Annotated in this window: 14 protein-coding genes; 9 read left to right on the top strand and 5 right to left on the bottom strand. The window is 42.1% G+C overall.

Features of this window, described 5'->3' with window-relative positions:
- Window positions 1–201: 201 nt before the first annotated feature.
- Window positions 202–861, top strand: coding sequence for an NAD(P)H-dependent oxidoreductase (locus tag F0227_RS09320; protein ID WP_171752923.1), 660 nt, complete (start codon window positions 202–204; stop codon window positions 859–861).
- A 52-nt stretch (window positions 862–913) separates the two neighbouring features.
- Here the strand turns inward: F0227_RS09320 and F0227_RS09315 are convergent, their stop codons facing one another.
- The gene (locus F0227_RS09315) at window positions 914–2095 is read right to left on the bottom strand and encodes an MFS transporter (protein ID WP_171752922.1); all 1182 of its coding nucleotides are present in this window, start codon (window positions 2093–2095) and stop codon (window positions 914–916) included.
- A 275-nt stretch (window positions 2096–2370) separates the two neighbouring features.
- Here F0227_RS09315 and F0227_RS09310 point away from each other — a divergent pair, with 275 nt between their 5' ends.
- The 7 genes from F0227_RS09310 to F0227_RS09280 all read left to right on the top strand — a co-directional run bounded on the left by F0227_RS09310 (window position 2371) and on the right by F0227_RS09280 (window position 10358).
- Window positions 2371–3837, top strand: coding sequence for a sensor domain-containing diguanylate cyclase (locus tag F0227_RS09310; protein ID WP_171752921.1), 1467 nt, complete (start codon window positions 2371–2373; stop codon window positions 3835–3837).
- A 59-nt stretch (window positions 3838–3896) separates the two neighbouring features.
- The gene (locus F0227_RS09305) at window positions 3897–5162 is read left to right on the top strand and encodes a hydroxymethylglutaryl-CoA reductase (RefSeq protein ID WP_171752920.1); all 1266 of its coding nucleotides are present in this window, start codon (window positions 3897–3899) and stop codon (window positions 5160–5162) included.
- Between the two features lie 83 nt (window positions 5163–5245).
- Window positions 5246–5887 (top strand): uridine kinase, encoded by a 642-nt coding sequence (gene udk, locus F0227_RS09300; RefSeq protein ID WP_171752919.1) that lies wholly within the window; start codon window positions 5246–5248, stop codon window positions 5885–5887.
- Between the two features lie 166 nt (window positions 5888–6053).
- Complete coding sequence (locus F0227_RS09295; RefSeq protein WP_171752918.1) at window positions 6054–8204, top strand: AsmA family protein; 2151 nt, start codon at window positions 6054–6056, stop codon at window positions 8202–8204.
- Window positions 8205–8265: 61 nt separating this feature from the next.
- A complete protein-coding gene (locus F0227_RS09290) occupies window positions 8266–8862 on the top strand; it encodes a hypothetical protein (RefSeq protein WP_171752917.1) in 597 nt (198 codons plus the stop codon).
- A 20-nt stretch (window positions 8863–8882) separates the two neighbouring features.
- Complete coding sequence (gene rlmF, locus F0227_RS09285) at window positions 8883–9920, top strand: 23S rRNA (adenine(1618)-N(6))-methyltransferase RlmF (RefSeq protein WP_171752916.1); 1038 nt, start codon at window positions 8883–8885, stop codon at window positions 9918–9920.
- A 168-nt stretch (window positions 9921–10088) separates the two neighbouring features.
- Window positions 10089–10358 (top strand): D-fructose-6-phosphate amidotransferase, encoded by a 270-nt coding sequence (locus tag F0227_RS09280; protein WP_216613375.1) that lies wholly within the window; start codon window positions 10089–10091, stop codon window positions 10356–10358.
- A gap of 348 nt (window positions 10359–10706) precedes the next feature.
- Here F0227_RS09280 and cobO read toward each other — a convergent pair whose 3' ends face one another.
- Window positions 10707–11312 carry a cob(I)yrinic acid a,c-diamide adenosyltransferase gene (gene cobO, locus F0227_RS09275; RefSeq protein ID WP_171752914.1) on the bottom strand — a complete coding sequence of 202 codons (606 nt, stop codon included), beginning with the start codon at window positions 11310–11312 and terminating at the stop codon, window positions 10707–10709.
- Window positions 11313–11462: 150 nt separating this feature from the next.
- On the opposite strand from cobO, the gene F0227_RS09270 reads away from it, so the two are divergent.
- Window positions 11463–11915 carry a low molecular weight protein-tyrosine-phosphatase gene (locus F0227_RS09270; RefSeq protein ID WP_171752913.1) on the top strand — a complete coding sequence of 151 codons (453 nt, stop codon included), beginning with the start codon at window positions 11463–11465 and terminating at the stop codon, window positions 11913–11915.
- Window positions 11916–12014: 99 nt separating this feature from the next.
- On the opposite strand, the gene F0227_RS09265 is transcribed toward F0227_RS09270, so the two are convergent.
- The 3 genes from F0227_RS09265 to F0227_RS09255 all read right to left on the bottom strand — a co-directional run bounded on the left by F0227_RS09265 (window position 12015) and on the right by F0227_RS09255 (window position 15864).
- A complete protein-coding gene (locus F0227_RS09265; protein ID WP_171752912.1) occupies window positions 12015–13574 on the bottom strand; it encodes a SulP family inorganic anion transporter in 1560 nt (519 codons plus the stop codon).
- A 461-nt stretch (window positions 13575–14035) separates the two neighbouring features.
- Entirely contained in the window at window positions 14036–14800 is a 765-nt protein-coding gene (locus F0227_RS09260) for a heme ABC transporter ATP-binding protein (RefSeq protein ID WP_345775801.1), read from the bottom strand.
- An 8-nt stretch (window positions 14801–14808) separates the two neighbouring features.
- Complete coding sequence (locus F0227_RS09255; RefSeq protein WP_171752910.1) at window positions 14809–15864, bottom strand: iron ABC transporter permease; 1056 nt, start codon at window positions 15862–15864, stop codon at window positions 14809–14811.
- Window positions 15865–16020: the final 156 nt, after the last annotated feature.

Below are 16020 nucleotides of genomic sequence, written 5' to 3'. Positions count from 1 at the left end.
TCTATACTTCTACTACTAAAAACCTGTAAAGACGGCGGTTATAGAGAGTTATTATGGATGTATATGTCCATAATGATTGTCTATTTTGGCACTTTCTCTCTTTTAGTATTTCTCATACTATCTGTTGCAAAGGCAATTCGCGCATAACGGCATTTATAAAACTGAGCGCGCTATTTTTAAAATTGTAACTAGGAGAGCAAGGTGTCTCATCAAATTATTCAAGATCTTAATAATCGCTATACCGCTAAAAAATATGATGCAGAAAAACGTATTTCAGCAGACGATATGAATGTGATTAAGGAGGCGATTCGTTTATCTGCTTCTTCTATTAATTCTCAACCATGGAAATTTATTATCATTGAAAGTGATGCGGCTAAACAGCGTTTTCACGATACGTTTGCTAACAAGCATCAGTTTAATCAACCACATGCTAAAGAAGCGTCGCATACTATTTTGTTCGCTCATAATCCTCGTTTTGATAAAGAGCAGTATAAGAGAGTGGTTGATGCAGAAGTAACCTCAGGTCACTTACCACAAGATATGTTCGACACCATGTTAAACGGTGCATTTACTTTTGTTGAAGCCAACACAGATGAGAGTGGCTTTAACGGCAACTGGACTAAATCTCAGACTTATATTGCATTAGGTAACACCATGCATGTGCTGGCTAGGCTGGGTATTGACTCTACTCCAATGGAAGGTGTTGACTCTGAGCTGATTGGCGAAATTTTTAAAGATGAGCTAGATGGCTATGTGTGTGACGTGGCACTAGCCATGGGTTACCACAAAGATGAGCAAGATTATAACCATGGTTTGCCAAAAGCGCGTTTAGCGATGGACGATGTAATTACCGTGCTATAAATATCAATTTACAGTGGCAAATTATTCTTTAGCTGCAAGCTAAATGAAAAGGTTAGGTTTTAGTGGCTTTAGCTTCAAACCTAGCCTTTTTTACTTGTCGTATAAATACGACTATTACAGCAATAACAAAAGGTAGCACATAAAGATTTAGTTTCTGCCAGCCGATGGTTGACTCTAGCCAACCAGAAAGCAGCGCGGTAACGGTAACGCAACTAAAGACACAAAACTCATTAAAGGCCTGAGCTTTTGACTTGTTATGTACCGAATACGATTGGCTGAATAATCCTGTTGCGGCAATGAACATAAAGTTCCAGCCGACTCCTAGTAGTACCAGTGCGGTCTTAAAATGCCAAATTGACTGACCATGGATATTAATGGCAACACAACAGACAAACAGAATGCCGCCCATCAGTATCATGGTTCTGGCACCATATTTTTCAATCAGCCTACCCGTAAAAAAGGCGGGCACATACATGCCAAGTACGTGCCATTCGATGACCCCTGCTGCTTTAGTAAAACTAAAACCGCAGCCAATCATCGCTAATGGTGTAGCGGTCATCAGGATATTCATTACTGCATAGGAAACGATGGCAGCGAATACCGCAACGAGAAAATTTGGCTGGAGGATGATCGTTTTTAGATCATCCGGTTTTTCGTTGCTGTGTTCTTTATGTTGTTTGGGAAAATTAATGGTTTGTAGAACCGCTAAAGCGATGATGTTTAATAGAACCAAACAGGCAAATGCGCCGACATAGAGTCCATTATCTGACCAGTTTTGCGAGTAGATAGCGAGGTTTGGTCCCAGCATGGCGGCAAGGACTCCGCCAGCCATAGAGATAGAAATCGCTCTATGTCGCGCACTTTGATCACAGACTTTAATCGCGGCAAAACGGTATAGGGTTCCAAAGCCGATGCCGATACCTAATAAGAAAGTGGCGCAACAAAATAGAAAGAAGTTTTGGTTCATCAGAGAATAGGTGGCTAATGAAGCACCGGAAATGCCAACAAGATTACCGATACTAAACCCGCGTTTTCGACCTATTTTGCCCATGATCAATGAGGCTGGAATGGTTGCAGCCATTAGCCCTAAAAACTGTAGAGCAACGGGTAGGGTTATCAAGCTTGGGCTTGGGGATATTTCTTTACCAATTAAACCGATAACAGAAACAAGCAATATGTTTCCCGTCATTAATAGAGCTTGGCAAAGTGATAAAAGCCAGACATTACGATTCATCGAAATCCTTTTTGCTTTGTTATCCCGAACTAAGGTGAAGTAATAACTATACGTATTCGTAAATGTATTCTTATTCACTTATAATCGGTTTATGCATTAATAACCACACTTTTTTTATATTGGTACTAGAATATAGGCAAGTGACCTTAAGGTGCAGGACTCACAGTGGTATCAATGGGTTCAATGGAAGAAGGTGAGTTTAATGAAAGAAAGTGGCTTCAGCTCAAAAGAGATAACGGAAAGCCTTTTCGACATTTCAGTTAAATAGAGAGTGTATGACGATCCAGACAGGTAGCTTTGACAATTTAGACTACGCTCAAGCTAATAATCTAGAAAATGAGTTGCTGGCGGCAATAGCCCGCAGCGCTGAAGATCTCACCACAGGTAGAGGATGGCCCGAAGGCGTTAACGCACTTTTGCAAGATCTTGGCAAAATCACCAAAGTAAGCCGTGTATGGATATTTCAAACTCTCGAGTTGCAAGCGCAATTTGTTCTGCAGGATTATGTATTTGAGTGGGCGTCAGACGAGAAATATGTGCAGATCGGTTTACCCAGCTTTAATCGCTTTAAGTCCAATAGAAATGAGCCAGAATACCAATCGTTAATCGAAAGTCGGATGCGAGGTGAATATCAAGATGTTACCACAAGCCTGTTACCTGATACCTGGCTAAAAACCTATCTAGAAGGTCAGCGGATTTTATCTATGCTCACTATTCCGATATTCGTGGAGAATAAGTGGTGGGGGACATTAGGTTTTGATGATTGCGAGCGAGACTATCAGTGGTCGGCTAGTGAAATTGCGTTATTGCGAACCGCCAGTTTTCTGATTTCTGGTGCGGTATTGCGGGACAGTCTTAGTGCGAAGACAAGACAACTTGAAGTATTAAAGAAAATCACCGCTTTTAGTGCGTGGGAACTGGATATTCGTAGGGGACATTTATGGTGTACTTCAGAGCTGTTAAGCCGTACTCCAGAGAAACACCATAACTTACAGTTCTCTTTTAGACAGTGGCTGAGATTGATACACCCTGACTACAGATGTGTATTTTTTGATGCTATTCGTCAGTTTATTCGCTCAGGAAGTGACTCATTTCAATGTGATTTAAAAATAGCCACAGAGAGTCGAGATGAGCGTTGGGTAGAAGTGTCGGCAACGGTGGATAAGAATCCACAGAAAAAAGGGGATTTTATCGCCGGAATATTGCTGGACATCACTCAACGAAAAGAAGAGGAAGAGCGATTACGGTATGAAGCCTCGACGGATCCATTGACTGGTGTTCTAAACCGAAGAAAAATAGATTCACTCATTTATCAACATATCCTTGAATACAGGAAGAATAAGCACTCCTTCTCTCTTATCTTTATGGATTTAGACTACTTTAAGCGTATCAACGATAATTATGGACATCATGTTGGTGACAAGGTGCTGTGTCATTTTACGCAGCTGTGCCAACAGGTGCTTAGAAGTGTGGATTACTTAGCGCGTATTGGTGGGGAAGAGTTTGCTATTTTGCTGCCAAATACCAATGAAGCGGATGCCTTTGCTATTGGCGATAGAATTCGTAGCAATTTACAAAGGCGTCCTTATCTGTCTGATAACGAAGAGATACCTTATTCTGTTTCCGTTGGCTGTTTTACTGTGCGAGATGAACGGCTGGATCAGCAGGAGATATTTAAACGTGCTGATGAAGCTCTTTATCTGGCGAAACAGTCGGGGCGTAACCAAGTTAAGGTGAGCTAACGCTTGTGTCCCGATGATAAGTCGGTAGAATCAGCAAAAATTTTTAATCTTATAGTGCTATGTCTAAACTTGATTTGCATCGTCGTGACTATGTATCCATTCTCGGTGATGGAATCACCTCAGAACAACTGCAACAAACTTTATCTGGTAAGTTCCAGCCCGTTCACAACAAGTTAACGCCAAGTCCTTTTTTAACAGAAAAGAATCTTGAACGGCGCTGGCAAGTGTTGGATAACTTACCAGCAAAAGCAGAGCTGCTTGATCCTCATACGCAACAGCAAACAGACGCTTATTACAGAAACATCGAGCATTTTATTGGAACGGTGAAAGTTCCTGTCGGGCTTGCTGGACCTTTAAGAGTAAATGGTCTATTCGCCAAAGACGACTTTTTGGTTCCATTGGCAACGACTGAGGCGGCGCTAGTGGCCTCTTATAATCGTGGGGCGAAACTGTTAACTGAAGCGGGTGGTGTGAGCGCTATGTTGCTCAATGAGGGAGTAACGAGAACTCCCGGTTTTGCTTTTTATGGGTTAGCAGAAGCGGGACAATTTGTTGCTTGGGCCGTTAATCAATATGATCAATTTAAGCAGATTGCCGAGTCCACAACATCACACGGTAAACTAACCGATGTCAATATCAATATTGAAGGCAATCATGTTTACTTAGTCTTCGAATTTTTGACCGGTGATGCCTCAGGGCAAAACATGGTGACCATCGCCACCAACGCGGTATTTGAGTTTATTTTGGCGAATACGCCGGTGGAGCCAGAGTACGCATTCTTGGATGGAAACTTGTCGGGTGATAAAAAAGCCAATAGCCAAACGTTGCGAAGTGTACGCGGCAAAAAAGTGACCGCTGAAGCCCATATTCCAGCTAAATTAATCCAAAAATATCTGCATACCACGCCGGAAAAAATGATGCAGTTTGGTCTGATGACCACCGTTGGTGGTGCACTAAGTGGCACAATTGGTATTAACGCACACTATGCTAATGCACTCGCCGCTTTTTATATAGCGTGTGGTCAAGATGCGGCGTGTGTAGCGGAATCTGCTATAGGCATGACGCGAATGGAAGTGGATCGCAATGGTGATCTATACGCCAGCGTGACTTTACCTAACTTAATGGTGGGATCTGTTGGTGGTGGAACGGGGTTACCAAGCCAGAAAGCGTGTTTAGAATTGATGGGCTTATATGGGCAAGGAAAGTCACAAGCGTTAGCAGAAGTATGTGCTGCACTCTGTTTGGCTGGTGAGTTATCAATAGTAGGAGCATTCTGTGCTGGACACTTTTCACGCGCTCATCATAAATTAGCGAGAAAAAGCTGAAATCTCTTGATACAAATCCTAGTAACTCGCTATCGAAGGCCTTATAATCGGGCGGTTTATTCAACCATCACCAAGTGCGAATCATGTCTGAAAATAATCAATGCGTCATTGTCGGCATAGCCGGCGCATCGGCTTCTGGAAAAAGTTTAATCGCCAGTACTATTTATGGAGAGTTGCTTGAAAAAGTAGGTGACCATCAAATAGGTGTCATTACGGAAGATTGCTACTATCAAGATCAAAGTCATCTAAGCATGGATGAACGCGTCAAAACCAACTATGACCATCCAAGTGCACTGGATCATGACTTACTCTGCCAACATCTTGAACAACTTATTGCAGGTAATTCAGTTGAAGTGCCGGAGTACAGCTATACCGATCATACTCGTACCGATAATACGGTGACGATGACTCCTAAAAAAGTGATTATTTTAGAAGGTATTTTGTTGTTAACCGATCCACGTTTACGTGACTTGATGCATGCATCGATCTTTATGGATACACCGTTGGATATCTGTTTATTGCGTCGTGTGACTCGCGATGTACAAGAGCGTGGTAGAACAATGGAGTCGGTACTGAAGCAGTATCAGAAAACAGTACGTCCAATGTTTATGCAGTTTATCGAGCCGTCTAAACAATATGCAGACATTATTGTTCCTCGTGGTGGTAAAAATAGAATTGCTATAGATGTGCTAAAAGCGCATATCGCTAAGTTGCTTAAGTCTTAATTGAACGGCAGTTTCGATTGATTTTTTGTCAATTAAGATAAAAAAGTACAATACCTTATTGAAAAAATGGCACTTTATGTGCCATTTTTAGTCTTAGTAGTTTGATTCGTTATAGCAATTACAACTCTTCAGCTATACGTTATTTTCATTTAGCAGGGATAAAACAATGAAAAAACTGTTTCTCATTATAGGCATTCCTGTATTAGCGGTGGTTATCGCTATTGCAGCCCTTCTTTTATTTGTCGACCCCAATCAGTTCAAGCCTCTTATTGTAGAGCAAACCAAGAAACAAACTGGACTGGATTTGGTGATTGAAGGGGATATAGGTTGGCGATTTTTTCCATCGGTTGGTTTGTCGTTAGGTCAAACTGAACTAAAAAACCCGCAAGGGTTTAGCAATGACAATCTATTAAAAATCAGCGAGATTGGCGTCGATGTTTCGGTACTTCCGCTATTTGGCCAGCAACTGATGATCGGTAATGTGGCACTGGATGGCGCAGAAATTTATTTAGAGACATTAAAAGATGGACGAAGCAATTTAGATGCCTTGAGCAATAAATCGTCCGAGACAGCTAGCAGCACAAATGCTGCTGAGCCGAAAGTAGAGTCTGCACCTGTTGAAGCGGCAAAGAGCACAGATACTGTGGCTAATACCCAGCAGTGGGATATTAACTTGGCCGGTATTTCCATTACCAATGCTTTACTCGAAATAACCGATGACGCAAAAGGCAGTCATACCAAGTTATATGATGTTGGTCTATCTGTGTCTGAGTTTGTATTTGATCAGTGGACGACGGTTAATTTTGAAGCGAAAGGCAATAATAACGAGCAATCTTTTACCGCGAAAGGATTAGCGGAGTTTACCTTATCCAAAGACTTGGCCAATTATCAGTTAAGAAACATCGCTTTTGATGCCACATTTGAAGATCCAACTACATCGATTTCTAATGCTTCTATTCACTTAGATACTTTTGTATTCGATCAAGTCAATAAGTTGAAACTGGCAGTGAAAGGTAAGGCGGCTGAGTTAGATATTGATATGTCGTTAACGTCCGACCTTATGATTGATAAGGCGATAAGCGGAGTACTTCTGGAAAACATGCAGCTAAATACGGAGCTAAAAGGGGCATCATTGCCGCAGTCTCCAATGAAGATTGTTGGTGAGTCTACTTTTAGCTTTGATTTGAACAAGCAGTTTATTGCCTTGACGTTGAACAAATTGGCTTTAAATGCCATTCAGCTAGATGGCAGTGCGACAGTACAATTGGCGACGATTGCTAAAGTTCGATTTTCGCTTCATAGCCCAGAGATTGATTTAGATGCGTTTTTAGGTTTAAACAAAACCGCCTCTCAACCTGCACCAACAGATAGTGGTAGTGGCAGTGGTCAAAAAGAGGGGGGAGCAACTGCACCGAAACAAGAAGTCGAACCGGATTTATCGGCACTTAAAACCCTAGATATTCAGGGTAAAGTGACCATAGATAAGTTTAAAGCGAATAATGTGCGTATGCAGAAGGTTACGACTTCGTTCGCTGTTGATCGTGGTGTTGTAGATTTAAACTCTTTCACTTCCAACTTATATCAAGGTTCGATTTCGGCATCAGCACAGTTAGATGCTCGTAAGTCACCCGCCAGTTATTGGGCAAAGAAAAAAATAGTGGGTGTACAAGTACAACCTCTATTAAAAGACGCAGTAGATAACGACATGGTGGAAGGTACCGGGAATATTGATGTCAATGTGAAAGGTATGAGTTTGACGCCAACTGGGCTGAAGAAGAATTTAGCCGGTGTGGTCAAAATTAACTTTGCGGATGGTGCGGTAAATGGCATCAATATTGCGCAGATCATTCGCGTTAATTACGCCAAGATCAAAGGAGAGACGGTTGAGCAAAGTGCTCAAGAGTCTCAAAAAACAGACTTTAGTGCGATGAAAGCAACGTTGAAGCTATCTAAAGGGCAGATGACCACGAATGATCTAACGGTTTCTTCTCCTCTACTTCGTGTTCATGGTGAGGGTAAGGTCAACTATATTGAAGAGACCATGGACATGAACTTGGATACCTCTCTCGTCGGCTCGTTAGAAGGGCAAGGCGGTAAGGATATTAATGAGCTAAAAGACATTACTATTCCTGTTCATCTATATGGTCAATGGGCCAAGCCACAATATGAAATAGAGTTTGATAAGTTGTGGAAGAAATTAGAGAAAGAGAAGAAGAAGCAGCTAGAGAAAAAAGCAGAAAAAGAGCTGAATAAACTTCTGGATGATAAAATTAAAGATGACAGTACCAAGCAGCTGTTAAAAAGCTTATTTAACTAAGCCGCTGTCATTTGGTTATTTAAAGGAGCAGAAATGCTCCTTTACTATTTTGGAACAGATATTGGAACAAGTACTGAAAATGAGTCAGTTGACCGAAAAGCAAAAGCGTGCGATAGCACTTTTTAAAGAGAACCTTCACCTTCCCGGTGGTGGTTTCCACACACTTATTATTGAGCTTTGCAAACAGTATCAATTACCGTTTCAAGCAGTACGAAAGGTACTCAAAACGTCACAAAAGAGAGTAGAACAAAAGATTGCTAATGATTTTGTTCACGTTGAGCAGGACGATTTGACGAAAGAGAACTGGTTGATGTTAATTAATCAGCAACTGGAACTGTTGGCAAAAGAGAATAAGCCGGTCATGGAGAGTTTGACCACAAGTGAAGAGTATCTTCTTTTTATTACCAGCATTAAGACTCCGGTAGAACATCAAGAGCAGCAGGGTCAGTTGGAAGAGAGTCTGGCTAGCTTGTATCAAAAATTTGTTTATAAGCCTCTCTCAGCCATGCTGCACACGTCAACTCTCTACTGGAAGCTTAAGAGTGAACTGGATGAGATGACAGAACAACAACGCGAGTTCTTTTGTGACTATCCAGATTATATGGTTGCCATTGAACATCTATGGCAACTGAAAGCTCAAATTAAATCATCGCTGTAGACGTTAGGCAGACGCATTATATGAACAACGCTAAACAACACTCTAGAACGCCGGCTGCTAAAGTGGGCTCAGCAAGTTGTAAAATTGTCACTATTAGTAATAACGTTGGATTGCATCCCCGTAATAAACATATAGGACGTTATGATTTTGTTGCTTTGGTTAAATCGCTACCTGCCTTAAAGTCGCACCTGATCAAAAATCCTAAAGGGGACTGGAGCATCAATTTCTCCGATCCTGTTGCGGTTAAATTGCTCAATAAAGCGTTACTCTCTCATTTTTATCAGCTGACAACTTGGGATATACCGGACAATTATCTTTGTCCTCCTATACCCGGTCGAGCCGACTATGTTCATAGGCTGGCGGATCTATTAATCAGTGAGTGTGAAGATATAAAACACTCATTGGTTAAAGCGCTGGATATTGGGGTCGGGGCTAACTGTGTTTATCCGATTGTTGGAGCCGTGGATTATGGCTGGCGTTATGTTGCCAGTGATGTGGATCCTGTTTCCGTCAAGGTTGTTAATTCCATAGTCAAAAGCAATAGGGTACTTAAGGGGAAGGTTGAATGCCGTTTGCAAAGTAACAGCCGTCACCTGTTTACTAATATTATTCAGCCGAATGAGTTTTATGACATCACCATGTGCAACCCTCCTTTTCATAAGTCGTTACAAGAGGCGCAACAAGGCACTAAGCGAAAGCTGGTTAATTTAGCGGCTAACCGGGTTAAGCGTGGTAAACAGGGGGCACAACAGAACAATCCTAAGTCGGTGCTCAACTTTGGTGGTCAGCAAGCTGAACTATGGTGCGCTGGTGGGGAAGCTGCATTTATTAAAAATATGGCGTTTGAAAGCAAACAGTTTGCTGAGCAAGTGCTCTGGTTTTCTACCTTAGTGTCCAAAAAAGATAATGTCAGAGGTATGAAGAAAAACTTACAAAAAGTAGCCGCAAAAGAGATACAAATAGTTGAGATGAGCCAAGGTCAGAAAGTCAGTCGCTTTATTGCTTGGACCTTTAAAGATACGGCGGATCGAAAAAAATGGTTTGAAGAAAAGAAGTGATAATTGTCCGCTAATCAAGTCATGTTAAAGCGCCAAACGGAAATTAAAACAGATCAGTCTTAAAATCTTAGTTTTTACTCACGTCGATAATTATGTGATCTCAATCAACTTTTATCTGTCGCTCGAAGAGTAATTTTGAAAAACGGCTGTTTTAAGAGCAATAGTGTGATGAAAAGGAAAATTTTTATAAGAGATATGCTGGGATTGGTATTGATTGTCTCTATTGTTATGGTTGGGCTTGGTATCTTGCTAGATGTACTGGCGATTTTTGCTTACTTTGACCATGAAGAGATGATTATGAGGTTATTTTTTCATGAATCTTTGTATTTATTTGTTTTCTTGATTCCTCCCTACTTTATTGCAAAGTACATTAACACTTCCGAATTAATTGCTGCTATCAATGAGTATCGATTAATGAAAAATAGAAGCGAGCGATAGTTTACTAGGGTCTGTTGACCTTTCGCGACTATTTTTGCAGCAGTTTGTTGGTGCTTTATACAAGGCAGCGCCTGTGAAGTGTAGCCATCTACACAAATCAGGTGATAACGCAGTAGAAAGTGCCAACAAACGCTGCCCGAAGGGTTCATCTGAAAACGTCTTGAGCTGTGTTATGAGTCGTTTACATAGAATAACTATGCTGCTCTCCTCATGCCTTGCTCAAACCGCTTTCAGATTGAACAAAATCTGTTCTTGAAAGATCAACAGACCCTAGATACTTTCCAGTAAACGGGATCAAAGAGGTGAATCACGTTCACCTCTGTATCAGATAACCTGCTACCTTGCGTATTACCAGTCCACCCCTTTAAGGGCTTTTACGCCAGACTCAAATGCGTGTTTAACGTTTTTAACCTCAGACACTGTATCTGCGGCTTCAATTAACGAACGGTGCGCTGCACGGCCTGTAATGATGACTGACTGCATATGAGGACGTGCATCGAGTGCGGCAAGAACCTCTTCTAACTCTATATAGCCATAGTTAACCATATAGGTGAGTTCATCAAAGAGAACAACATCAATAGAGGGGTCGCTGAGCATGCGTTTACATTGTTGCCAAACCAGTTGTGCAGCTTGAGTGTCGGTCTCTTTATTTTGTGTTTCCCAGGTAAAACCGGTCGCCATAACTTGAAACTCAACTCCCAGTTTTTCTAAAAGGTTTCGCTCTCCGTTATCCCATGTACCTTTAATAAATTGAGCCACAGAGCAACGTAAACCATGACCAACCGCTCGTGCAATGGTGCCAAAGCCTGAAGTAGACTTTCCTTTGCCATTGCCTGTAATCACAATAAGTAGCCCTTTTTCTTGCTGAGCGGCTTCAATTTTTGCGTCTACTTTCTGTTTTACTTTTTGCTGTCGTTCTTTATGGCGTGTCTCTTTCATTTCCTGCGAAGACATACATATCCTTTTTGATGGTCTAAGGTGATATTGACTGTCGTTCAATAAATTTTCGCTGAACAAGCATTTTGAGGTTAGTTGAGTATAATTGAAGTATAGTTGAGTAAAAACCACGAATTGCTAATGGTTACTTTAGCTAAGGTGAACCCAATGAAAAAAGTGTTGATTATTTGCATGGGTAATATCTGTCGTTCTCCAACAGGAGAGGCGGTACTTAAAGCCATTGCAGCCCAAAAAAATGTGGCAATAGAAGTTGATTCAGCAGGCACCATTGACTATCACGTTGGGGACGCTCCTGACTCACGGGCTAAGGCGGCAGGCGAGAAGCGTGGCTATTCATTTGCTGGAATTACGTCTAGGCAAGTCTGCTTAGAGGATTTTGCCTATTTCGACCTGATACTGGCCGCAGACAATGACAATATTAGTGAGTTAATGAAGATCTGTCCCGATGAATATGCTCATAAAGTTAAGCTATTTTTGAGTTACTCACAGTCGGCCTATAATGAAATACCAGACCCATACTATGGTGGTAATTCGGGTTTTGAATTGGTGTTAGATCTTATAGAAGATGCCAGCCAGCATCTTTTGGATAAGCTGAAATAGTAAAGCTTAGCTTGTTTGATAGAGTTGAAGAATATAAAAAAACCAGTTCATGATGAACTGGTTTTTTAGTGTCAAAGTAATGATACTTGTTTTGGTTGATTAACCCGCTAGTACGTCGGTTGCAACCTTGTAGCTTGGATCTTCTTTCACGTTGATTTCAACCAAGCTGCCTGCTTTTTCAAGTAGGGTACGACAGTCTGGGCTCAAGTGACGAAGGTGCAGAGTTTTGCCTAGTGCAGTATAGCGTTCTGCTAAGGTCTCAATCGCTTCAATCGCTGAGTGGTCTGCAACACGCGAGTTACCAAAATCAACAATAACGTCATTTGGATCGTTCTTGGCATCAAATAACTCTAAGAAGTTTGCAGCAGAACCAAAAAAGATAGGGCCATTAACATGGTACTCTTTAGAGCCTTCTTTATTCATTTGGCTGCTCGCATAAATGTGCTTAGCATGCTGCCATGCAAACATTAATGCAGAAGTAATGACACCAACAGCAACAGCAACGGCTAAGTCAGTCAACACAGTCACAACTGTAACCAGAACAATAACGAAGAAGTCTTGCTTAGGTACACGGCGTGCGAGCTTGAAGGTTGCCCATTCAAAGGTCCCGATAACCACCATAAACATAACACCAACTAGCGCAGCGAGTGGAATCATCTCAATTAGCGATGAGGCAAACAAAATGAATGACAACAGCGCTAATGCTGCAACGATACCAGAAAGTCGACCACGACCACCTGAGTTCACGTTTATCATTGACTGACCAATCATGGCACAACCGCCCATGGCGCCAAAGAAAGAACAGGTAACGTTAGCAATACCTTGACCAACACATTCGCGGTTCGCTTGACCACGAGAGTTTGTCATTTCATCAATGACCGTTAAAGTCAGTAGAGATTCGATAAGACCTACCGCTGCAAGAATGATGGCGTAAGGTAGGATAATTTGTAGCGTTTCTAAACTGAATGGCACAAACGGGATTGAAAACGTGGGTAAGCTACCAGCAAGAGTGGCGGCTTCGTCACCAGACATGGTGCGAAGGAAGTCAACAACAGTGCGGGTTTCTAAGCCAAGCAGTTGCACAATGAGTGTTACCGATACGATGGCAACCAGAGATGAAGGCACTGCTGTGGTAAATTTTGGAAGAAAATGGATGATTGCCATTGTTAAGCCGATTAAACCAAGCATGATCAGCATTTGACCTTGTGGCAGCCAAGTGACAATACCATTAAGGTCCGGGGCTTTAAACTGACCCAACTGCGCTAAGAAGATAACAATCGCTAAGCCGTTTACAAATCCTATCATCACAGGATGCGGCACCATACGGATGAATTTACCGAGCTTAAACACCCCAGCGGATATTTGCAGTACACCAGCCAGTAATATTGCGGCAAATAGGTACTGTATGCCATGAGTCGCGACAAGACTAACCATAACGACGGCCATCGCACCTGTAGCACCAGAAATCATTCCTGGGCGACCACCAAAAATAGAGGTAATCAAGCCGACGATAAACGCCGCATATAAGCCAACCATAGGGTCAACACCTGCAACAAAAGCAAATGCGACGGCTTCTGGTACCAAAGCAAGTGCTACAGTAAGGCCTGATAAGATATCATTCTTGGCAGAATGACTAGAAAATTGAGGAAATTCAAACATGTTGGCTCTTTCTAATAAGATAAAGACGCAATACCAATCTTTAATTGAAGCTAAAGCCAAACCGTATTTAAAAAGACGCTTTAAAACCAATTGTGATCGGACACCCACTAAGGTGGCGCATGCTACAGAAAAGTGTGACTAAGTTCAAGAATAATCAATTATTAAGAGCCGGAAATTAAATAAAAAGTAATAAAGAGAGGAGTTTAAGATCTACACTCAAGTGACCTCAAGATACAGGATTCAGAGCAACATCAACACGTTCAGTTCAAGAAAGATAATGGAAGGAATGGCATTCCCTATCAAGATTCTCTGACGCAGAAATGGGCGTCTTGATCAGCAGCCAATACATTCTCGCTGAACAAGCACCCTGAGGTCACTTGAGTATACAAGGAATAAAACTCTAAATGATAAGGCATTGTAGTGCAGACAAACACTTAACGTGATGCCTGCAAATACTGACTTTAGCTAAGGATAACAGGACAGTCCCTTTTAGGATGCTCTACTATTTGTACCGGCCACTGATAAACGCCTTCGATGGTTTCTGCTGTTAATGTTTGCCACGGCGTGCCATCTGCTACGATCTTTCCTCCGTTTAACATCAGCACTCGATCTGCATATTGAGCGGCCAAATTAAGGTCGTGTATAACGGCAATGACACAAGCACCTGCCTGAGCTAACGATTTCGCTAGGGACAAGGTTTGGTGCTGGTGAGAGAGATCTAGTGAAGAAGTGGGCTCATCCAGCAGTAGCGAAGTTTGGTTGCCACTTTGTGCCAATTGTGTCAGTACTCTTGCTAAATGTACGCGTTGCTTTTCACCTCCAGACAAGCTGGGGTATAGCCGCTGAGCAAGGTTGAGAATATCGGTCTTTGCCATGTTATCTTGCGCAATGTTGTTAATTTGTTGTTGAGTTTCACTTAAGGCTAATGCGCCGAGTTCAACCACCTCTTCTACGGTGAAATTAAACGTTAAACTGCTCGCTTGAGGCAATACGCCAAGATGCTTTGCTAGCTCCGCTGCGTCCCATTGATGATAAGGTTGATCGAAAAACGAAACCTCACCAGAACAGGGCCACTCTTGAGTGATAACCTTTAATAAACTACTTTTACCCGTTCCGTTCGGGCCTAGTAATACGGTTAGTTCGCCACAATTGAGGTCGACAGAGACGTTATCAAGTATGACTTTATTACCCAGAGTCAGGTTTATATTTTTTATACTAATTGCGATTTTAGAACTCATAAACGGCCCTTCTGTTTTACCAGTAACCAGATAAAGAAGGGGGCTCCGATTAAGGCGGTAACAATACCCACAGGCATATCCAATGGTGGTTTTATGGTTCGCGCAATGATATCGGCAATCAGCAACAGTAATCCGCCCAAAATCATGGAGAGGGGCAGGAGAGAGCGATGATTGGGGCCTGATATCATGCGGCCAAGATGAGGCACGATGAGCCCTATAAAGCCTATCATGCCAGCGAGAGAGACAGTGACGCCAACACCAGCAGCGCTAAGCAAGATTAAACGTCGTTTTAGTGATTGAACATTGATGCCCATATGTTTTGCTTCTGGTTCGCCTAACAGTAACGCATTGAGCTTATTGGCATCGCGATAAAAGAAAAACATCAGTATAAGTAAACTGATAAAAGCAAGGGCGATGCCATTCCAACTTGCTCCTGCTAATGAACCCATAGTCCAGAGAGATAAATCCCTTAACGCCTGATCGTCGGCAAAATAGTTCATAAGCCCTAACCCAGCTCCGGCCAAGGCGCTCATGGCGACACCAGCCAACAGCATCACTGAAACAGATGTACCCGTTTGGCTTGTACCCAGTCGATAGACAACTAACGTGGTGAGGGTTCCTCCGATAAATGAGAAAACAGGCAAAGTACCAAATAACAGTATGTTAGGATAACTTGCTGCTAGGTTCCCAAATAGAACAATGGCAATGGCTGCGCCCAATGCGGCTCCAGCAGATACGCCAATTATTCCTGGATCAGCTAATGGATTTCTAAATAATCCCTGCATCACTGCTCCACAGAGCGCCAATATCGCCCCAACGGCCACAGCAAGAAGAGTTCGGGGTAAACGTACTTCTTGAATGATCAATTGAACATGATCGGCACTAAACTGACTTTGATAGATCCAGCTTGGAATGATGGCTCTTAAGCTATCTGTTAATGCAATGTCCATCGGTCCTACAGCGACCGATGTCGCAATGGCGATATAGAGTGCTATCAATCCTATTGGGAGTAGAAAACGGATAGAGATCCGTCCGTTGGTTTTTATTTTCATAAACCTAATAATCGTTTGTGTCGCGAGTATGAATTGTTAATCACAGTCTCTTAGTTTAATTTATTAATGTTTTGACTAAAAATTGGTGCTTATCGCATCAATAGAGAGTGATAGGTGATTCATTTCTGACGAAACAGAATGTCATGAGCGGTTTGT

This window comes from Vibrio sp. 99-8-1, from assembly GCF_013114595.1.
Taxonomy (GTDB): Bacteria; Pseudomonadota; Gammaproteobacteria; order Enterobacterales; family Vibrionaceae; genus Vibrio.
The sequence above is the reverse complement of the archived record's forward strand: the minus strand, read 5'-3'. Positions and strand labels throughout refer to the sequence as shown.